We start from the raw sequence: 19,675 nt of genomic DNA, 5'->3' as shown, positions 1-19,675 counted from the left end.
AGGCCGGATGGACTGCTCGCAAGCGAGACCGGCACGTGCGACGAGCTCGAACACAGCGGGCTCGTCCCCGTTCTGCGGAGATCGGGACCAAGTGCCCCTCTTGGACATCAAGACTGATCAAACGGGCTGGAACGTCAGAAACATTCCAGCCCTTCCGCGCATCCGCCCGGCATCACCGCTTGGCGTAGTCGTCCATACCCTGCCAGTCGATCATGACGCAGGCCTCCTTGCCGACTGTCCACGCGTCGTGGCCCGGTGCGGCGATCATGAAGTCGCCCGCGCCGATCTCCGCCTCCTCGCCGTCGTCCATGACGATCTTCATCCGGCCGGACACGCAGTAGCCCTTGTGTGCCACCTGGCAACTGTCGGTCCCGGCAATGGGCTTCACGTGCTCGGCCCAGTGCCAACCCGGCTCGAACACAGCCCGGCCGACCGCGCCGGCGTCGGAGTTGATGAGGTCCAGATGGCCCGTGCCTTGTTCGAAGGGGCGGGACTCCTCGGGTGCGTTGAAACTCTTGACCAGCAGACCGGACATGACCAACCTCCTGAAACTCGCCGATCAGCCAGCGGAACACGCCAGCGGCACCGGCGCTCGCCGCAGACGACCCGAATCACCGGGCCGAAATACCGGAACTCGGACGGTCAGATAACGGGCACGCACGGTGATCGGCGGCCATGACGCGGCACCGTGGCCGCGGTTCGGAAGTGTGGCAGTGATCAGGTTCGGCGCCCCGCGGCGAACCGCCGGTCAAGCGCTTCCCGCACCGCGGGGCTGGATAGGCCCGCCGCCAGGACACGCGGCCTCCCGTCACCCTCGGCGGGCCGCTGTGACACACCGTCGAGTTCGGCCGGAGAAACGGCTGTCACAGGTTCGGGGTCTGTCCGGTCTTCCTGAACGTGAGCCAATCCCTGGAATCGAGCACCGGCATCAGCGAGCCGATCGTCGTGATCAAGAACTACACCGTGCCGGCCGACGAGGCCGAGCACTTCGTCGAGGTGTACCGGGAGAACGCGCGGATCATGTCGGCCCAGCCCGGCTTCGTGCGTTCCCGCCTGCACAGGCCACTCGCCGACGGACCGGACACGCGGTTCGTCCACATCGCGGAGTGGAGCTCGGGAACCGATCTGGACAAGGCCGTCGTCAACCCCGAGTGGCGTGCCTCGCTGCAGCGCATGTTCGACGACCCCGGCCTGAACATCACCTCGGAACCCGCCTCCTACCGGGTCGTGGTCGAGCTACGGCCCCCGGGCAATGCGATCGAGACTGTCGAGGACCTCCGCCGGCACCTGCAATGGGCCATCGAACTGGAGCACGCGACCATCCCTCCGTACCTCTGCGCCCTGTACTCGCTGGACCCGAACCGCAACGCCGAGGCCGCGCAGGTCGTGGGCAGCGTGCTCGCGGAGGAGATGCTGCACCTGGCACTGGCTGCGAACCTGCTCAACGCGGTCGGCGGCGAGCCCAGACTCGACACCCCTGAGTTGCTGCCGCCGTACCCGCACCCGTTGCCGCACGGCGACCGGTCCCTCCAGATCCAGCTCCTCCCGTTCGGCCCGGAGGCCCTGGAGCTGTTCCTTCGGATCGAGAAGCCGGCTTCGGTCGGCGCGTCACCCGAAGCGGACGGCTACGAAACGATCGGGCAGTTCTACGCCGCCATCGAGGCTGGGACCCGCAGACTGTGCGACGAACTGGGCGAGGACGCCGTCTTCACCGGCGACCCGGCCCGGCAGGTCGGCGAGTTCCACCTGCGCGGCGGTGGTGGCGCGGTCATCCCGGTGCACGACCTGAAGTCCGCACTGGCGGCGCTCACGGAGATCACCGAGCAGGGCGAGGGAGCCGCACGGACCGACGTCTGGGACGGCGACCGCGACGTCTTCCACCCCGAACGGGACGAGGTGGCGCACTTCTACCGGTTCCAGGAGCTCAAGCACGGCCGCCGCTACCAGACCGGCGACACGCCGCGGTCCGGTCCAACCGGTGAGCCGATCGCGGTCGACTTCGACGCGGTCATGCCCATGCGGCCGAACCCGCGCACGACCGACCACCCGGAGGGCAGCGACATCCGCGTGGCCCAGGAACGGTTCAACACCACCTACTGCCGGCTGCTGCAGCAGCTCGAAGAGGCGTTCAACGGCGATCCCGCGCGCCTGGGCGCCACTGTTGGCACGATGTACCAGGTGAAAGCCCAGGCCCAGGCACTGATGACGATGCCGGTGGAGGACGGGAGGGCGACAGCGGGCCCGACGTTCGAGTACGTGCCGCCCAGCCTGCGGGCATGACCTGGTCAGGGGTGGATCTGCAACCCGAATCGAGCCGGAGCGACTCGAGGATCTCCCAGACCGTCGAGGCGCCGAGGCGATGACCAAGCCGGCAACCTTCCAGCGCGAACGATCCACCCAGCCTGGACAGCGCGGCAAACCAGAACCGGTCCGCCGGCTCATAGCGGACCGGTCTGGTCAACTGCCGACGAACAGCGAAACGATCACCCGAGCATGCTCACAGCAGGAAGAACATCACTGCTCAGAGCGGCGATGACTTTCCGGGCAGTACACCTCCGGCGAAGCCGGGCGGTGGGTGACTTACGCGTTCGTGACGCGGCGTCCGGGAACCGACACCAGTCCGCGTCCGGTGGTCAGGGGCAGGTCGAGTGCGGTGAGCAGGCCGGGTGGTGCGCCGACGACCGCGGGAACGGCGTTGACCAGACGCATGGCGGTGGACGCCACGCCCGCGGTGTTGTGGTCGCCGTCGCCGCCGGTCAGTCGCAGGTCCAGCACGTAGTTGGGTTCGCCGGTGATCTCCACGCGGTAGCAGCCGGTGCCGACCGGCTGTGGCCAGTCCGGCGCGAGGTCCGGGCGCAGTCTGGTGACGTGTTCGAGCACGAGCACCGGTTGATCCGCGATCATGCCGCTGACGGTGAACCGCAATGCCGCCATGGTGCCTTCTGCGATCGTGCGGCCCGCGGCCGTGAAGGGGGCCGGCGCCGGGTACCGCTCGTGGTGTTCGACGATCGAATCCAGCGGGACGTCCAGGGCGGCGGCCAGTTGGCGGACCACGCTGCCCCAGGCGAGCGAGAGCACACCAGGCTGCAGCAGCAGCGGAGTGTGGTCGAGCGGTGTGCCGAAGCCCATGATGTCGAACAGCACCAGCGGGTTGTCGTAGGTGGAGTAGTCCGTGATCTCCGAGCAGCGGATGAGGTCGATGCGCTGACAGGTGCCGGACAACAGCAGGGGTAGCCAGTCGTTGGCCCAGCCGGGATCGATTCCGTTGACCCACAGCGAACTTCCGCCCTCGGCCGCGGCCTGGCGAATGGGCTCGATCAGCTCGGGTGGCACTGTGCCCTCCGGGTAGGACAGGAACACCGGACCACTGGCCACCACGTTGATGCCTGCCCGCAGCAACAGGCACAGGTCGTCGATCGCCTCCGTCAACCGGTTGTCGGCCATCGCCGTGTAGACGACGCAGTCCGGCTCAGCCGCGATCAGCTGGGCGGCGTCCGTGGTCGCCCGGATCCCGAGCGGGTCCACCCCGGCCAGTTCCCCGGCGTCGCGGCCGTTCTTGGCGGGGTTGGACACCCACACGCCCGCCAGTTCCAGAGCAGGGTGGTCGATGATGCCGCGCAACGCCCACCTGCCGACGTTGCCGGTGCTCCACTGCACCACGCGCATCTGGGCCTCCTCAGAGATCAGGCAGGTTGAAGTCGAGGTTGGGCGCGCCGATCCCGCCGTCGACGCGCAGCACTGATCCCGTGGTGTAGCCGGAGGCACGTGACGCCAGGAACAGCACCGCGGCCGCGACCTCGTCGGGGTGTCCCAGCCGGCGCAACGGCGTCGCCTGTTCCATCGAGGTCCTGATCTTCTCGTCGCGGGCGACCACGTCCAGTGCCGAGGTGTGGACCGAGCCCACGTCGATCGCGTTCACCCTGATCCTCGGCGCGAGGTCCGTGGCGGCCAGGCGCGTGTAGTGGGTCAGGGCCGCCTTCGCGGTTCCGTAGGCGAGGAACCCCCGACCGGCGAGCCGGCCCATGACGGAGGCGATGTTGACCACCGACCCGCCACCTCCGTCGAGCATGAGCGGGACCGCCGCACTGGTCAGCGCGTGTGCGGTGGTGACGTTGAAGTGGAAGGCGTCTTCCAGGAAGCCGGGCGTCGTCGTCAGGAACGTGTTGGGCATGGTGCCGCCCACGTTGTTCACCACCACGTCCAGCCGCCCGAATCGCTCGGCGGCCGTGTGCGCCAGCGCGGCCACGGCGTCCACATCGGACAGATCCGCCGGCACGACGACGGCACTCCGTCCCAGTGCCGCGATCTTGCCCGCGACCTCTGCCAACTGCTCCGCGGTGCGCGCGCTGATCACCACGTCCGCGCCGGCCTCTGCCAGCGCTATCGCCGATGCCGCGCCGATGCCGCGGCCCGCGCCGGTCACCACAGCCACCGCGCCGGGCAACCTGAACATGTCCGTCACCACCCGGCCACTCTTAAGCTCTAGTGCTTAAAAGTCAAGATGCGCGTGTTAACGTGGTGCCGTGGCCAGCGCGGACGCCAGGGAACGGATCATCGTCGCCGCCGAGCGGTTGATCGCCGAGCACGGCCCGGAGGTGCCGTTGCGCGACATCGCGACGGCCGCGGGCCAGCGCAACAACTCGGCCGTCCAGTACCACTTCGGCTCCAGGGACGGGCTGATCGACGCCGTCGCCGAGCATCGCATCGCCGACCTCGAGCAGCATCGTCTCGAACTGCTCGCCGAGAGTGAGGCGACCGGTGAGGCACAGGACGTCCGCGCTCTGGTCTCGGCGCTGGTGATGCCGATGCTGACCGTCCCCTATGAACACGGCGCCACCCACTACGCGCGGTTTCTCGAACAGGTCCGCACTCACTCCGCGTTGTCCGCGGACACCAACCTCGACCGAGCTGGGCGGGCCGCGGTCCGGCTGATCATCATTCGCCTCGACCGCGCGCTGCGGGACCTTTCACCCGCGCTCAGACGCCGTCGGCTGCGCGTCCTTCCCACCGTGCTGTTCGCCCTGCTCGCCGACCGTGAGCGGGCCGTGTGCGCGGGCGACCTGCCGCCGGACGACCCGCACTCGGCCGCTGAACTGGTCGACCTGATCGTCGGCATGCTCACCGCCCCGGTGTCCACCGCCGCATCGCCGTCGCGGTAAGGCCTGACCATCGACAGGCTCACCGTCGTCACCCGGCCAGCCGCAGCACGGGTTTGATCGTCACGCCGGTCAGCACGTCGTCAACGGCCTGCTGGATGTCCTCGAACGCGTAGTGGGTGACCAGCCTGTCGATCGGCAACCTGCCGCCGGCGACGAGGTCGACGAGCGCGGGGATCAGCGACTGCGTCTCGGCGTCGCCCATGGTGAGCCCGACGACGCGGCGTCCGGGCAGCATGAAGTTCACGTCGACGGGCACCTCGGTGCCGAACGAGGGCGCGCCGACGATCACCGCGGTGCCGCGGCTCGCGAGTGCGGAGATCGCAGTGCGCAGCACACCGGCGTTGCCGGTCGTCTCCACGACACCGTCGACACCGCGGCCGGAGGTGAGCTTCGAGATCGCGTCGCCGAGGTCCTGGTGTGTGGTGTCGACGGTGTCGGTGGCGCCGAGTTCGGCGGCCAGCGCCAGCCGATGCGGCACGCGATCGGCCGCGATGATCCGGGTCGCCGGGGTGAGCAGGGCCGCCATGATCGCGGACAGCCCGACCGCGCCGGCTCCGGTGACGAGCAGGGTGGCGCCGGGGCGCGGCGCCAGCACGTTCCAGACGGCGCCCACGCCGGTCATGATTCCGCAGCCGAGCGGGGCGAGCAGGTCGAGCGGTGCGTCGGCGGGGACCTTGACCAGACTGCGCTCGTCGACGACGGCGTGGTGGGCGAAGCTCGACTGGCCGAAGAAGTGGCCGCCGAGCGGGACGCCGTCGCGGGAGATCGGCGACGTCCCGTCGGCTCGTTCGCCGCCGATCAGGTTCGACGGCAGCCAGGTGTCGCAGTAGGCGGGGTGGCCGTCACGGCAGTGCGGGCAGCGGCCGCACGAGGTGTAGCTCAGCAGCACCTGGTCGCCCGCGGCGACCTTCGTGACCGAGGAGCCGACGTCCTCGACGATCCCGGCGCCCTCGTGGCCGAGCACGCCCGGCAGCGGGAACGGCAGGTGGCCGGCGGCGACGCCGAGGTCGGTGTGGCAGACACCCGCGGCGACGACGCGGACGCGGACCTCGTCCGGTCGCAGGTCGTCCAGCGTCACCTCGGAGAGCGCGAACCCGGAACCGGCGGACTCGACGACGGCCGCGGTCGTTGTGGTGGACATGGAAGTTCTCCCGTGGGATCAGGCGAGCGGAACGGTGACGGCCGGAGAATCAGGCCAGGGAGATGACGACTGACTTGGTGCGCGTGTAGGAGGCGAGTGCCTCCGGGCCGTACTCGCGGCCGTGTCCAGAGTCCTTGACGCCGCCGAACGGGATCGCCGGGTCGAGCATCGCCCAGTCGTTGACCCAGACGATGCCCGCCTGCAGCCGGGCCGCCACCCGGTGCGCACGGGCGAGGTTCTCGGTCTGCAGCCCGGCGGCGAGGCCGTAGGGCGTGCCGTTGGCCATGGCGACCGCCTCGTCCTCGCTGGCGAACCGCTGCACGGTCAGCACCGGGCCGAAGAGCTCCTCCTGCACGACGGGAGAGTGACCTTGCAGGTCCGCGATCACCGTCGGCTCGAAGAAGAAGCCGTCCCGGTCCACGCGCTGCCCGCCGGTGACGATCCGGCCGCCCTCCGCTCTCGCCAGTGCGACATAGCGTTCCACCTTGGACAGATGACGTTCGCCGGCCATCGGGCCGATCACGGTCGCCGGGTCGAACGGGTCGCCGAGCGGGACGTGCGGCACGGCGTCGGCGAGCGCGCCCACAACGGTGTCGTACAACGACGACGCGACGAGGAGACGGGGTCCGCCCATGCAGAACTGGCCCGTGTTGAAGACGAACCCCTTGATCGCCGCGCCGATCGCCTTCTCGAGGTCGGCGTCCTCGAAGACGATGTGCGCCGCGTTGCCGCCCAGCTCCATCGTCATCGGCTTGAGCTGCGCGCCCGCCACGCTCGCCGCGTGCCTGCCGACCGCGGTGGACCCGGTGAACGCCACCTTGTCCACACCGGGGTGGCACACCAGGTGGTCGCCGATCTCCGAGCCGAACCCGGTGACCACGTTGACCACACCCGCGGGCACACCGGCCTCGGCGAGGATCTCGGCCATCAGCAACGCGCTGAGCGGCGTGTCCTCCGCGGGCTTGTGCACCACCGTGTTGCCGGCCGCGAGCGCCGGCGCGATCTTCGAGCTCGACAGGATCAGCGGGAAGTTGAACGGTGTGATCGCCGCGACCACCCCGATCGGTTCGCGGCGGGTGTAGGCGTGCGCGGGGATGGGGATCTGCCGCGTCGCCCCGTCGATGCTTTGTGCCAGCGCCGCGTAGTACTCGTACTGCTCGGCGGTCGTCTCCACGTCGACCGGGCGGCACAACGAGACCGGCTTGCCGACGTCGAGGCTCTCCGTTGCGACGAGCTCGTCCGCCCTGGCCCGCACGACGTCGGCGACGCGGTGCAGGATCCGGGCACGATGTCTGCCGGGTGTCGCCGCCCAGCCGTCGAACGCCGCGCGCGCCGCGGCGACCGCGTCGTCCACGTCGGACTTCCCCGCTCTGGCGACGGACGTCACGACAGAGCCGGTGGACGGGTCGACCACGTCGAACCGGACCCCGTTCTCGGCCGCGCGCCACTGACCTCCGATGAACAACTTGCCAGGTGCGACGTCGGGGCGGCGCACCGTTGCGGTCGGCCGGTCGTCGACTGTGGTCATGGCGGATTTGCCTTTCTGTGACAGGCTTCGAAGGAGAGAGAAGATCGAGTTGGGGAAGGTGAGGCGCTTGCGACCGTCGCTGATGTACGAGGTCAAGCAGGTGGAGCTCGCGGTGCGTGCACTCATGGACGAGGTGCTGCGCCCTGCCGGCGTGACGACCCTGCAGTACACCGCGCTGACGGTGCTGGCCGGCCGCGACGGCCTCACGTCGGCGGAACTGGCGCGCAACTCGTTCGTGACCGCGCAGACGATGACCGACATGGTCGCCGCACTGGAGCGGCGTGAGCTGATCGTCCGAGAGCAGGACCCCGCGCACGGCAGGAGGTTGCTGATCAGCCTCACGGACAAGGGCAGGGCGTTCCTGGACGAGCACGCCGCCGAGGTCGCGGCGATCGAGGAACGGATGGTGAGCAGGCTCAGCAAGAACGAGCGAACCGCGCTGCACGACCTGCTCAACCGGTGCCGCGCCGCTCTCGCCGGTTCCTAGTGACCACGCATGGTTCAGCTCCTCGTTGAGCGGCGATATCAGGATCTCGAATATCAGGATTCCTGATATTAACAGGATGCGCCTGCCTTGTTGAACTGTCAAGAAGTTCTTGGGTCTACCTCAGAGGTCCAGCACCAGCCGGGGTGAACGGGACCGGGACACGCAGATCATCATCGCGTCGCCCGCCGCCCGCTCCTGGTCGGTGAGCACGGAGTCGCGGTGATCGGGTGTCCCGGCGAGCACGGTCGTCTCGCAGGTGCCACAGGTGCCCTCCTGACAGGACGACAACACGGCCACGCCCGCTCGTTCGACGACCTCGAGGACGGACTGCCCGGCCGGCACCCGCAACACCGCACCGGTCTGCGACAGCTCGATCTCGAACTCGTGCCGAGGCCCTTGTGCCGCAACGGTTTTCGGTGCGAACCGTTCGATGTGGAGTGCGCCTTCCCGCCAGTCCGCACAATGCTGCTCGACGGCGGTCAGCAGGCCTTCCGGACCGCAGCAGTAGACGGCGGTGTCCTCGTCCGGCTCACCGAGCACCGCCCGCAGGTCCAACAGGCCGTGCTCGTCCTCCGGACGGATCTCGACCTGGCCGAGGTGCTCGAGCTCGTCGCGGAACGCCATGGAGGATCGCGTTCTGCCGCCGTAGAGCAACCGCCAGTCGTGACCTGTCGTCTCGACCTGGGCGATCATCGGCAGGATCGGGGTGATGCCGATGCCACCGGCGATGAACAGGTAGCGCTTCGCCTCGACGAGCTCGAAGTGGTTGCGCGGCCCTCGCACTTCGATTTGCTGCCCCACGGCGAGAACGTCGTGCACGTGCTGTGAGCCGCCGCGCCCGTCTGGTTCACGAAGGACAGCGACCTGCATGATCGAGGTGTCGTCGGGGTCGCCGCACAGCGAGTACTGGCGCACCAGGTCGTCGGCGAGTACGAGGTCGACGTGGGCACCCGGTGTCCAGCCCGGTAGCGGGTCGCCGTCCGGATGCCGCAGCGTCAGGAGCACCACACCGTCGGCGATCGGTTCCTTGTCGTCCAGTAGAAGCTTCATGACGTGTGCCCATTGGGATGATCGAGCAGCCACGCCCAGAGCTCGACGGGATCTTCGAACTCGCGCTCGGCGGAGCAATGGCACACCGCGCGGAGCCGGTCCGTGCCCAGCACCCAGTGGATGCGGAACACGCGGTCGCCGGTGAGCGCGTTCATGCCTTCTCACACAGGCGCTTGAGCATCCGCCGTGCGGCCAGCCCACCGGTGTCGATGTTGATCGACAGCTCCTGGTAGCCGTCCGGCTCCTTCGCGATGACCTGTTCCAGCACGTTCAACGCCACGACGTCCTGCATGACGACGGTGCGGTTGTTCTCGGCGAGGAACGCGGAGACCTCCTCGTCCCCGAGCGCGAAATCCCGTGCCACGCACCAGAAGTCGTGCGTCGAGGACTCGGTCTCCGGCGTGATCGCGTACACGACCTCGACGTGGAACGCGTCCGGGTCGGTGCCGTCCGGGTTGGGCACGGAGCCGACCGGCGCGATGCGACTGTGCAGTTTGTACAGGCACGGTGGCGTGTACTCGATGTCCTGCCAGCGCGCGATCCTGCCCTGCAGGCCGGTGGACTTGGCGTAGAACGGCGGGCATTCCGCGTCGTCCATGTGCCGCGACACGTAGACGACGCCGGCGTCCTCGTCGACCTCGGTCGTGATCGGAGTGGACGCGACCTCCGGTGTGCCGATGTAACCACCGTGCAGGTAAGTCTCGTGCGAGAGGTCCAGCAGGTTGTCGACGAGCAGCTCGTACCGGGCGTTCAACGGTTCCATGCCGGCGACCGTCGTGTAGTCCGGCGAGACGAGCCACGGCGCCCGCGGGATCCGCGACGCGTCGGCGTTCGCCGGGTCGCCGATGAAGACCCACACGAACGAGTCCTGCTCGACGACGGGGTAGGGCAGAAGCCGTGCGGTGCGCGGGATGCGGGTCTGGCCGGGCACGGCGACGCACTTGCCGTTCGCGTCGTAGGTGAAGCCGTGGTACCCGCAGACCACCTGGTCGTCGACGAGCCGGGAAGGCTTTTGCGACAACGGGAAACGGCGGTGCACACAGCGGTCCGGCATGGCCGTCACCGCGCCGTCGCGAGTGCGCCAGAACAGGATCGGCTCGCCGCAGATGGTGCGGTTGAACAGGTCGTGCTCGATCTCGGAACCATAAGCCGCGACGTACCACTGGTCGCGCGGGAAGCCGGTCATCGGCGCTCCTCATCCGTGGTGGGAAACCACAGCGTGGCGGAGGCCACAGCCCGTGCCGTAGAGCACTTTCCGGAAAATGGAAGACTGTCCTAGACCGACAGTGCGCGGGAGATCGCCTGGGCGCTGGTGCGCACCAGCCGCGCCAGTGCGTGCGAAGTGGTGCTGCCGTGCCGCACGACCAGCGACACCGCGGCGACGACCTCGCCCTGCCGGTCGCGGATCGGCGCGCCGACCGACAGGGCGTCCATCGTGACCTGGCGGTCACTGATCGAGAAGCCGTTCGACCGGACGTCGGCGAGCATCCGGCGCAACTGCGCCGGATCGGTGACGGTCTTGGCGGTGTACCGGACGATCGGTCCGTTGAGCAGTTCCTCCTGCACCTCGACGGGGGCGTGCGCGAGCAGGACCAGGCCGACACCGGTGGCGGTGAGCGCGAACCGGTCGCCGACGCGGGTGAGCACCGGCACCGCGTCGGAACTCGCGATCCGTTCGACGAAGACGACCTCCGCGCCCTCCCTGACGGCGAGCTGCACGTTCTCCCTGGTGATCCGGGAGAGGTCCTCGAGGAACGGCAACGCGGCCTCGCGCAGCCCCGGACCACGTGGCGCGAGCGAGCCGAGCTCCCACAACCGCAACCCGATCCGATACAGCCCGTCCGTGCCTCGTTCGACGGCGCCCCACGCGCAGAGCTCCTGCATCAGCCGGTGCGTGGTCGACAACGGCATGCCCGCACGCCGGGCGAGATCGCTCAACGTCAGCTCGCGGCGCTCGGCGTCGAACGCGTCGAGGAGCCGCAACGCACGGCCGATCACCGGCCCGGTGGGGCCCGCGGGCCTGCCTCTTCTCGACACGCTCATCCCGCCATCTTCCCCGGAACCATCCAGTGGCCACTATTTCCGTTGCGGATGCACGTCACGACCACCAGTCCGTGCCGTCCGGGAAGGACGCGTTCAGGTCTAATTCGGACAAGCTGCTGCAGGTTCGTACTCGTTGATCAACCCACCGAGGTGCGCCGCCTGAGCGGCGCCTGGCGCCGGTGAAGCCATGCCGACACCGATGGCCGCACACCACGAGAGCGGCAAGCAGGTAGCGCCGGACATCGCCGTCCTTGGCAGGCTTCGCCACCCGCATCCCCTGAACGGCGAACGGCTCGCAATCGACGACCGCTCCCCCGACCTGCGCACATTCCGCTCACGATCCGCCTCTGCGGGTTCGCTCAGCTGGGGGTGCAGGTCAATCTCGGTGAAGCTGCCCCGTCAGTGGCCTGGAACCCGAAGGTCGTGCCACCACCCGCACCGATCGAGCCGTTCCACCCGACGTCCGTGGCGGCCACACCCGCGCCGTTCTGCTTCAGGGTGGCGTTCCACGCGTTGGTGACCTGCTGGCCGGCGGGCCACGTCCAGCTGACCCGCCACCCCGTGATCGCCGTGCCGCGGTTGTTGGTGACGGTCACCGTCGCGACGTGCCCGGTGCCCCAGTCGCCGTTGACCCGCAGGCTCGCCGAGCAGCCGGCCGGCGGCAGGACCAACAGCGTGACGGAGTTCGCCGGGTACGTCGCATCGACCCGGCCGTTGGTCACCTGAAGATCGTCGCCGCGCGCGATGGCATTCAGATTGGCCGGCCCGTAGGTGAAGCGCTGTGCCGCACCGGTGCTGTCGAACCCCGCCAGCGACAGCGGTGAGGTCAGGTCCTCGGCGGTCTTGTTGACGATCATGACGGTCAGCGCCTTGTCGGAGGAGCGCTCCGCGGCGTAGACGGCCAGCCGCCCCTGATCGGCGGAGGTCGCCGACACGCTGACGTCACCGAACCGGCTGCCCGCGCCGTCGTAGTTGCGGTACATGCGGAACGCGTACGCGCCTGGATCGGTCGGCTTGGGCTCGCCCCACATCGTGGCGAGATCGAGGCCTTCACGTCCGAAGACGCCCAGGACGTCGGCCTGCACCAGCGCTCCGTTGATGTCGTCCAGCGCACCCCAGTTGTACTCGGTGATCGCGGTCTTGGTGCCTGGGTAGTACTGGGCGATCCATGACTTCATCGTGCGGATGAACTGCAGCGGCGGCGCGTTGACTCCGCCGGGGCCGATCCAGGACTCCTCGACGTACGTCGGGTCCCACAACGACCGGGTCGACCGCAACCGCAACGCGTTGGCCTCGGGGTCCTTGCCACCGCTGATCTGCGGGTAGAAGTGCTGGTCGAAGTAGTCGAGGTAGCGCGTGCCACCGTGAGCGTCACTGAAGTCCTTCATGTTCTTCAGGTACCACTGGGAGAGGTTGAGCCCACCGTGTGCGGCTGAATCGGGCCCCGGCCCGCAGCCGTCCACCCCGGAGGCGACCCACTCGCAGTACCCCCAGCCCGACGGGCCGAGGACCGCCGCGCCGGGGTCGGCGGCCTTGATCGCCGCGGCGGTCGCGGTGCCCTTGTTCCCGAGTTCGTCGTACGTGACCAGCTCGGGATGCACATCACGATGCGTATGGGCCCACAGCACCGGCTCGTTGTCGAGCTCGTAGATCGGCACGCCACCCTGCGCCGCCGTGCCGAACCTGTTCACGAGGTACGACACCATCTCGCCGGCGAACGCCGCGTCCGCCCTGATAGAGGTGTCGGTGGGCACGCCGGTGAGGTTCTGCCCGCCCAGCTGGCCGTTGCCGCAGTTGGGGTCCCACTCGTCGAACCTGTCCTGCTCCGGGAACCGGGTCGCCGGAAACCCGCAGGCGAACGGATGAGACGACGGCGAGTCCTTGGCCACCCAGCCGATCATGGGCACGGTGACGACCGGCTTGACACCGCGATCGAGGTTGGAGCCGACCATCCATTCGACGGAATGTTGCTCGTCGGCGACGATGTTCTCGAAGAACCAGTCACTGCCCGTGTTGTAGGTGCGGTTCTTGAAGTTGTAGCGGCTGGCCGCGTTGCCGCCCCAGCGCGCCACCGACTGGCCGATCTCGGTGTTGAACGCCGGATCACCGCCGTTCAAGCCGTAAATGTCGGGGCTGATCGCGTGCCGGGCGGCGGCGGAATCCACCGACAGCGCGGGCCCGGCGGTCGCCGCCGTGGCGTTCGTGGCTGTCTGGACCGTGAACGTCGCCGCCACCAGAGACGCTGCCAGACCAGTGGCCGTGAGCGATCGTGCCTTCCGCCGTTGCCGGTAGCTCACCACGGACGCCTCGACACGATTCAGTGCGCCGACATTTGCCAGAACGCTGGCGGGAAATACGAAATACGTCAAGCCGTCCAGATTCGATTCGACGGCATTCGAGTCGAACAATCGCGGCGATCAACGCGGGTGGCCCAACTGCTGGAACTGCATCTCCAAAACCGCGTTACGGGATTCCGCCGTTCGCGCGATGAAACCCTTTCCATTTCGGTCCGGTCGTGCGTGGACATGGGTTCCCGCAGGCTCCTCAGTTCGGATTCATGGGCACGCCACGCCGTTCAGCGTGAAGGCCATCCGCGAGTGCGAACTCAGGCGACGAGGAACTGCCGGCGCAGGTTGGGGCTTCCGTTGTCGTTCCAGAGCTTGAGCCGTGACCCCGAGCCGACGTCGCCACCGCTGTCGAGGACGAGCCCGGTGACGCGGTTGGCGATCGTGAACACGTTGCCGCCGGCGTCGGTGATCGACCACTGCTGGGACGTTGTTCCCGTGTAGACGGTCTGCACGGGGTTCCCACCGGGCTGCGTGGAGCCCGCGCCGTCGATCACCTACCCGTTGGTGCGGTTGGTGAGCTTGAAGAACCCGCCGCCGACCTCCTCGGCCTGGAACGTCAGCTTCACGACGTAGGCGGGCGAGGCGAACGGCCCGCCCACGTCCTGGGTGTGAACCAGCGCCGTACCGGCGCCTGTCAGTTCGACCCGCGAGTGCGGGCGAGGGCGCGGCCCGCGGCGCGGCCGGAGAAGATGCAGCCGCCGAGGAACGTTCCCTCGAGCGCGTTGTAGCCGTGCACCCCGCCTCCACCGAAACCGGCGACCTCGCCCGCGGCGTACAGGCCGGGGAACGGGGTGCCGTCGGCGTGCAGCGCCTGCGAGTCGAGGGTGGTCTGGACTCCGCCCAGGGTCTTGCGGGTCAGGATGTTGAGCCGGACCGCGATCAACGGACCGTGTGCCGGGTCGAGGACGCGGTGCGGCTTCACGACCCGCGCCAGCTTGTCGCCCAGCGTGCGGCGGGCGTTCGCGATGGCCATGAGCTGGAGGTCCTTGGAGAACGCGTTGCCCAGCTCCCGGTCACGGGCGGCGATCTGGCGTTCGATCTCGGCGGCGTCGAGTTGCGGCCCGCGGGCGATCTTGTTCATGCCGGCGACGAGCTCGGTGACGTTGCCGGCGACGACGAAGTCCACGCCGTGCTGCTTGAACGCCTCCACCGGCCCCGACGCGCCCTTGGCCAGCCGGCTCGCGAGGGCGAGGCGGATGTCCTTGCCGGTCATGTCGGGGTTCTGCTCGGAACCCGACAGCATGAACTCCTTGCCGATGATCGTCTGGTTCAGCACGAACCACGAGTAGTCGTAGCCGGTCGACAAGATCGCCTTCATCGAGCCGTTGGTGTCGAATCCGGGGAAGTTCGGCGAAGGCAGCCGCTTTCCGTTGGCGTCGAACCACAGCGACGAGGGACCGGGGATGATCCTGATCGCGTGGTCGGGCCAGATCGGGTTCCAGTTGTGCACACCCTCGGTGTAGTGCCACATCCGGTCGCGGTTGACCAGGTTCGCGCCGGCATTCTCGCTGATGGCCAGCATCCGCCCGTCGACGTGCGCGGGCACGCCGGAGATCATCGTCTCCGGGCACGGCCCGAGGCGGTCGACCGGCCAGTTGGCGCGGATGAGGTCGTGGTTGTGCCCGATGCCGCCGGACGTCACGATCACGGCCTTGGCCCGCAGTTCGAAGCCGTCCACCCGCACCCGCGACGAGGCCTGACCCCGTTCGAGGTCGGACGGCTCCAGGACACTGCCTCGCACACCCACCGCGGCACCGTTCTCGACCACCAGCTCGTCGACCTGGTGACGGAAGGCGAAGCGCACCAGGCCGCGGCGCTCGGCCGCGAGCACCGGTTCGGCGAACACCCGCACCACTTCCGGACCCGTTCCCCAGGTCAGGTGGAAGCGCGGGACGGAGTTGCCGTGGCCGTCGGCGAGGCCGCCGCCACGCTCGGCCCAGCCGACCACCGGGGTGAACCGCAACCCCAGATCGTGCAGGTACTGCCGCTTCTCCGTGGCCGCGAACCGGACGTAGGCCTGCGCCCACTGCCGGGCCCACTGGTCCTCGTCGTCGCGGTCGAATCCCGCCGAGCCAAGCCAGTCCTGCAACGCCAGGTCGTAGGAGTCCTTGATGCCGTTGCGCCGCTGCTCCGGGCTGTCGACCAGGAAGAGCCCGCCGAGCGACCAGAACGCCTGACCGCCCAGGTTCGCACGGTTCTCCTGCTCGACGACCACCACCCGGCGCCCGGCCTTGGTGAGCTCGTAGGTCGCGACCAGGCCCGCGAGCCCGGCTCCGACGACGATGACGTCCGCTTCCTCGGTCACGACCGCTCCCTGCTTTCGTTGCTGTACGCGGTGACGACATGGGTGAACAGGTCGATCCGGCGCTGCCAGACCGCGGGGTTGTCCGGTTCGCTGAGACACTGGAGCGCGGTGCCGTCGTGCACGGCGACCAACGCCTGGGCCAGCGCGTCGGGATCGGGCACCGTGCGGCCGACCCTGGCCAGCGCCGCCAGCACGAACGGCGTGGACGCCGCCGCGATCGCCCGCTCCCGGTCGACGATCACCCGCCGCAGGTCCGGGTTGCGCAGCGCGTGTGCGGTGAACTCGGCGCTGACCCGGTACCACTCCTCGTCCAGCGGCACCGCCTGCAACAGATGCGCGACAACACTGCCGACCTCGTGCACAGACGCGCGTTCCACGGCTTCGAACGCCGTTCGCATCCGGTCGATCTGTTCGGCGGACCGTTGCTCCCACATGGCGAGGAAGAGCTCGTCCAAGGTCGAGAAGTTCGAGTAGAACGCCCCACGCGTGTAGCCGGCGTGACTGCACACCTGCTCCACCGTGGACCGGCCGAAGCCCTGCTCGGCGAACACGGCCAGCGCCGCCTCCAGCAACCGCTGGCGGGTCTCGACGCGCCGCTTCGTCACCCTCGGCTCCGATGCGCTGCCCACGCCCACCTCCCGTTCGATACGTCAGTGTATCGGATACGCCCACGTATGCAGCTACGAGTGACCCGCACGACGAAGGGCGCGGCGCAGGGCCGGACCGACACCGGCGGTCTTGAGGATCTTCCACACCGTGGAGGCAGCGATCGCGACACCAAAGAGCGCGAGTTCACCGTGGATACGCCGATACCCCCACGAGGGTTCTCGGTTGCCAGGAGCAGGACGAGCCGGCGCATCGAAGCGACAGTGCGCGGACGTCCGCGGCGACCTGCAAGCCCGCTTCCTCGACAAGCAGGTTGTGACAGCCTCGTCAGCCCCAGCGGCCGGCCAGCACCCTGGCGACCACGGCACTGAGGACGCGCACGCCCTGCAACGAACCGGGATCCATCCCGACAAGCTCACGGACACGGCGAAAGCGGTAGTCGAGTGTTCGCGGGTGGATGTGCAACGTTCCGGCGGTGTGCAGCCGGTTCATGTCGTGCCGATAGAAGGCGTCCAGCGTGGCCACGAGATCAGGGCCTTTCGCCAGCCGCTGCGCGAGCTCGTGCAACCAGTCATCGACCTGCGGCAGCTGCGCGGCGCCGAGCTCGACAAAGGTGTCTGCCAGAAGATGCAGGCGACTGGGCACGGTCTCGATGCGGGCCACCTGACTGATTCGGCGCGCCAAAGCGGATGCCTCACCCAGCGCGTGAGTCCGCCCTGTGGCCGCGCCGGTCGCGCAGGGTCGTCCGACCATGTGTGCGAAGTCCCGGACGAGGCACAACGCGTGTTCTTGGGCCGCTTCGGTGTCGTCACACGGGAGCAGAGCGACCAGTTCGTTGGGTTCGCACCAGGTCATCGGCACCCGATAGTGCTTCAGCAGTGCGCCGACGACCTCCTCGCGCCGTCTGTCCGTCGGTAAGGGGCCGCCGGAAAACCGGACGACCGTGATCACATACCGGTCGGCAACCCGCATGTTGAGGCTTTCCGCAAAGCCGGGCACCACGGAGATGTCCGCGAGCAGTGTCGAAGCAAGGTCCTGGACACGCTTGACGAAGGACAACGAGCGTTGCTGCCCGTTCAGGAAACCTTGAGCGTATGCGCGCTGCCCCGTCAGGCAGTTGGGGGGAAGCCAGCCAATCATCGCCGTCACGTGGTCGACCTCGTTCAAACCGGCCGCTTCGTGGATCTCCCGCAGGGTGAGCACGTCATGCAGATCAAGAACGCGCTGCCGGGAGCTCAGTGAAACGCCCTGCGCGCCGCGCTGTTCGCCGTAGGCCGCCAGTACGGCCAAGTCCTTGTCAGTGAAGGGCGCACCATCGGCCGCGAGCTCGACTTCCCGGCGTCTGAGCAGCACCGCGAAGTCCAGCATCGAGGCTCGGGCACGCGGATCCTCGGCCACCGAACGGAACTCAGCCAGCTCGCTGACGTAGACGTCAACGGCCCGGCGCGCGTTGCTGTCTGCCCGGTCCCACAACAACTTGTAAAGACCTTCCATCGCCCCTTCTTCCTCCCCCTGTGCACGGGTCAAACCCGCAGAAGTGACAAATCGATCTTGGTTCTGACGGGCGAGATTCACGCGGAGTCACGTAGCTGGCGCCGTCGGCTTCTTGAAACCGTGTTGCTACAGATAACTCGTAAAGGAGACGCCGTGCGTAACATGACAGGCAAGATCGCCGCGCTGCTGATGGCCGGTGTGGCAGCCGTGACACTGGCGCCATCGGCCAGTGCGGCCCCCTTGCCCAACTTCCGGATCGGTATCCAGCTGAACGACGGAGGCTGCAGAACCGAGTTCGGCACTCCGCAGTTCACCAAGTTCGCCAACTTCGGCACCAGTGCCACACTGTTTGCCAGTGACCTCAACAGGTTCGACCCGGACTGCGCCCGCATCTTCCTCGACCCGGCGTTCGGCGGCGGGCTGCTCAACAGCAACGTCGACTTCCGCATCGGTGGTCGGGCACGGGAGAACAACGGCAGCGAGGTCGGCCCTGTCGTCTTCACGGACTGGGCGAGCGCGGGCGGCGGGCCGACCGACCCGATGATCTCCGATGCCAACAGGTTCGATCCTGACGAGTACCAGCTGTTCCTCGAGACCCGGCCCCTGCCGCCGGGCGCGGGGTTCAGCGACTTCCGGTTCTTCATCTTCGCGCGCGACGCTGGTGAGGGGGACGGGCCCGTGCAGTTCACCCCGTGGGCGAGCCAGAACGGCGGCCCGAGCGGGTGGGCTCCCGACCCGAACAAGTTCGACCCAGACGGTTACGTGCTTGGGCTGGAAGTCGTCTAGTCCGCACCACCGCCGAAGAAAGGCGAGCACCCCACCTCTTGCTGATCAGCTCGGAGGATCTGCGGAACGCGGTGAAAGCCGAGGCCGAACTGCAGAGCAGCGGCGGATCACACGGCGCGACGCCACAGACTCGCCGGCATTAGTGGGAGCACGATCAGGGAGCACGCCGGGAGCAGACCAGTGCACTGAATGTGCCCCAACAGTCCTCAATGGACTTGAACGGAGCCGCGCCGACCTGCGGAAGTCTCGTATCCGCAGGTCGGTCCGGTTCCCGGATCACAGGTCGCACAGAATGAGTCCTCGAACCGACCTCACTGCACTCAAATGCGCCAAACCGCTGGTCAAGAGGCCTGAACAGACGCATACGGCGGTCACGGCGCAGATGAGCACTTAGAACTCCTAACAGAATGATCTTGGAATAGGTTTGATCATCGGTGTGTTGATCACGGTGTGAGGAAGGGCGAGCAGCTTCCCTGGATCGTGTCCGACGAGTTGTGGGCGCGGATCGAGCCACTGCTCCCGGTGGTCCCGCGTCGCGCGGACCATCCGGGCCGCAAGCGGCTCGATGACCGCAAGGTGTTGTGCGGCATCCTGTTCGTGCTCTACACCGGCATCCCGTGGGAGTTCTTGCCCCAGGAACTCGGCTTCGGCTCCGGCATGACCGCCTGGCGTCGGTTGCGGGACTGGCACCAGGCCGGCGTCTGGCAGCGGCTGCACGAGAACCTGCT

At 68.2% G+C, this 19,675-nt stretch carries 19 protein-coding genes; 5 read left to right on the top strand and 14 right to left on the bottom strand.

The window, feature by feature from the left end; all coding sequences use genetic code 11:
- Positions 1-172: 172 nt before the first annotated feature.
- The gene (locus BM417_RS44765) at positions 173-535 is read right to left on the bottom strand and encodes a cupin domain-containing protein (RefSeq protein WP_093606217.1); all 363 of its coding nucleotides are present in this window, start codon (positions 533-535) and stop codon (positions 173-175) included.
- A 362-nt stretch (positions 536-897) separates the two neighbouring features.
- Between BM417_RS44765 and BM417_RS44760 the strand changes: the two genes are divergently transcribed.
- Entirely contained in the window at positions 898-2,280 is a 1,383-nt protein-coding gene (locus tag BM417_RS44760) for a ferritin-like domain-containing protein (RefSeq protein ID WP_218164771.1), read from the top strand.
- A gap of 300 nt (positions 2,281-2,580) precedes the next feature.
- On the opposite strand, the gene BM417_RS44755 is transcribed toward BM417_RS44760, so the two are convergent.
- Positions 2,581-3,666: an NAD(P)H-dependent amine dehydrogenase family protein gene (locus tag BM417_RS44755; RefSeq protein ID WP_093606215.1), complete on the bottom strand. Its 1,086-nt coding sequence runs from the start codon at positions 3,664-3,666 to the stop codon at positions 2,581-2,583.
- A 10-nt stretch (positions 3,667-3,676) separates the two neighbouring features.
- Positions 3,677-4,465, bottom strand: a complete 789-nt coding sequence (locus BM417_RS44750; protein ID WP_093606214.1) for an SDR family oxidoreductase — start codon at positions 4,463-4,465, stop codon at positions 3,677-3,679.
- Positions 4,466-4,523: 58 nt separating this feature from the next.
- On the opposite strand from BM417_RS44750, the gene BM417_RS44745 reads away from it, so the two are divergent.
- Positions 4,524-5,159: a TetR/AcrR family transcriptional regulator gene (locus BM417_RS44745; protein ID WP_093606213.1), complete on the top strand. Its 636-nt coding sequence runs from the start codon at positions 4,524-4,526 to the stop codon at positions 5,157-5,159.
- A 28-nt stretch (positions 5,160-5,187) separates the two neighbouring features.
- Here BM417_RS44745 and BM417_RS44740 read toward each other — a convergent pair whose 3' ends face one another.
- Positions 5,188-6,300, bottom strand: a complete 1,113-nt coding sequence (locus BM417_RS44740; protein WP_093606212.1) for an NAD(P)-dependent alcohol dehydrogenase — start codon at positions 6,298-6,300, stop codon at positions 5,188-5,190.
- Positions 6,301-6,349: 49 nt separating this feature from the next.
- Positions 6,350-7,828 carry an aldehyde dehydrogenase family protein gene (locus BM417_RS44735; protein WP_093606211.1) on the bottom strand — a complete coding sequence of 493 codons (1,479 nt, stop codon included), beginning with the start codon at positions 7,826-7,828 and terminating at the stop codon, positions 6,350-6,352.
- A 67-nt stretch (positions 7,829-7,895) separates the two neighbouring features.
- Between BM417_RS44735 and BM417_RS44730 the strand changes: the two genes are divergently transcribed.
- Positions 7,896-8,315: a MarR family winged helix-turn-helix transcriptional regulator gene (locus tag BM417_RS44730; RefSeq protein ID WP_245822835.1), complete on the top strand. Its 420-nt coding sequence runs from the start codon at positions 7,896-7,898 to the stop codon at positions 8,313-8,315.
- A 120-nt stretch (positions 8,316-8,435) separates the two neighbouring features.
- Here BM417_RS44730 and BM417_RS44725 read toward each other — a convergent pair whose 3' ends face one another.
- The 9 genes from BM417_RS44725 to BM417_RS44685 all read right to left on the bottom strand — a co-directional run bounded on the left by BM417_RS44725 (position 8,436) and on the right by BM417_RS44685 (position 18,242).
- Positions 8,436-9,365 carry a PDR/VanB family oxidoreductase gene (locus BM417_RS44725; RefSeq protein WP_093606209.1) on the bottom strand — a complete coding sequence of 310 codons (930 nt, stop codon included), beginning with the start codon at positions 9,363-9,365 and terminating at the stop codon, positions 8,436-8,438.
- Complete coding sequence (locus BM417_RS44720) at positions 9,362-9,520, bottom strand: hypothetical protein (protein ID WP_093606208.1); 159 nt, start codon at positions 9,518-9,520, stop codon at positions 9,362-9,364. The genes BM417_RS44725 and BM417_RS44720 overlap by 4 nt, the downstream gene beginning before the upstream one ends.
- Positions 9,517-10,551 (bottom strand): aromatic ring-hydroxylating dioxygenase subunit alpha, encoded by a 1,035-nt coding sequence (locus tag BM417_RS44715; protein ID WP_093606207.1) that lies wholly within the window; start codon positions 10,549-10,551, stop codon positions 9,517-9,519. The genes BM417_RS44720 and BM417_RS44715 overlap by 4 nt, the downstream gene beginning before the upstream one ends.
- Positions 10,552-10,640: 89 nt before the next feature.
- On the bottom strand, positions 10,641-11,408 hold the full coding sequence (locus tag BM417_RS44710; RefSeq protein WP_093606206.1) for an IclR family transcriptional regulator: 768 nt from the start codon (positions 11,406-11,408) through the stop codon (positions 10,641-10,643).
- A 359-nt stretch (positions 11,409-11,767) separates the two neighbouring features.
- Entirely contained in the window at positions 11,768-13,642 is a 1,875-nt protein-coding gene (locus BM417_RS44705) for a glycoside hydrolase family 44 protein (RefSeq protein ID WP_245822833.1), read from the bottom strand.
- A 371-nt stretch (positions 13,643-14,013) separates the two neighbouring features.
- Positions 14,014-14,250, bottom strand: a complete 237-nt coding sequence (locus BM417_RS49680) for an RICIN domain-containing protein (protein WP_245822831.1) — start codon at positions 14,248-14,250, stop codon at positions 14,014-14,016.
- Between the two features lie 140 nt (positions 14,251-14,390).
- Complete coding sequence (locus tag BM417_RS44695; RefSeq protein WP_093606205.1) at positions 14,391-16,061, bottom strand: FAD-binding dehydrogenase; 1,671 nt, start codon at positions 16,059-16,061, stop codon at positions 14,391-14,393.
- The gene (locus BM417_RS44690; RefSeq protein WP_245822829.1) at positions 16,058-16,666 is read right to left on the bottom strand and encodes a TetR/AcrR family transcriptional regulator; all 609 of its coding nucleotides are present in this window, start codon (positions 16,664-16,666) and stop codon (positions 16,058-16,060) included. Before BM417_RS44690 ends, BM417_RS44695 begins: the two co-directional genes overlap by 4 nt.
- Positions 16,667-16,994: 328 nt before the next feature.
- The gene (locus BM417_RS44685) at positions 16,995-18,242 is read right to left on the bottom strand and encodes a PucR family transcriptional regulator (RefSeq protein WP_245822827.1); all 1,248 of its coding nucleotides are present in this window, start codon (positions 18,240-18,242) and stop codon (positions 16,995-16,997) included.
- A gap of 81 nt (positions 18,243-18,323) precedes the next feature.
- Between BM417_RS44685 and BM417_RS44680 the strand changes: the two genes are divergently transcribed.
- Together BM417_RS44680 and BM417_RS44675 are read left to right on the top strand one after the other, a co-directional pair.
- Positions 18,324-18,947, top strand: coding sequence for a hypothetical protein (locus BM417_RS44680; protein ID WP_093606202.1), 624 nt, complete (start codon positions 18,324-18,326; stop codon positions 18,945-18,947).
- 477 nt (positions 18,948-19,424) lie between these two features.
- Positions 19,425-19,675: transposase (locus tag BM417_RS44675; RefSeq protein WP_407656222.1), on the top strand; the 251-nt coding region annotated here is incomplete at its 3' end.

The sequence above is a fragment of the Lentzea waywayandensis genome (assembly GCF_900115955.1).
In the GTDB taxonomy this organism is placed as follows: domain Bacteria; phylum Actinomycetota; class Actinomycetes; order Mycobacteriales; family Pseudonocardiaceae; genus Lentzea; species Lentzea waywayandensis.
The sequence above is the reverse complement of the archived record's forward strand: the minus strand, read 5'-3'. Positions and strand labels throughout refer to the sequence as shown.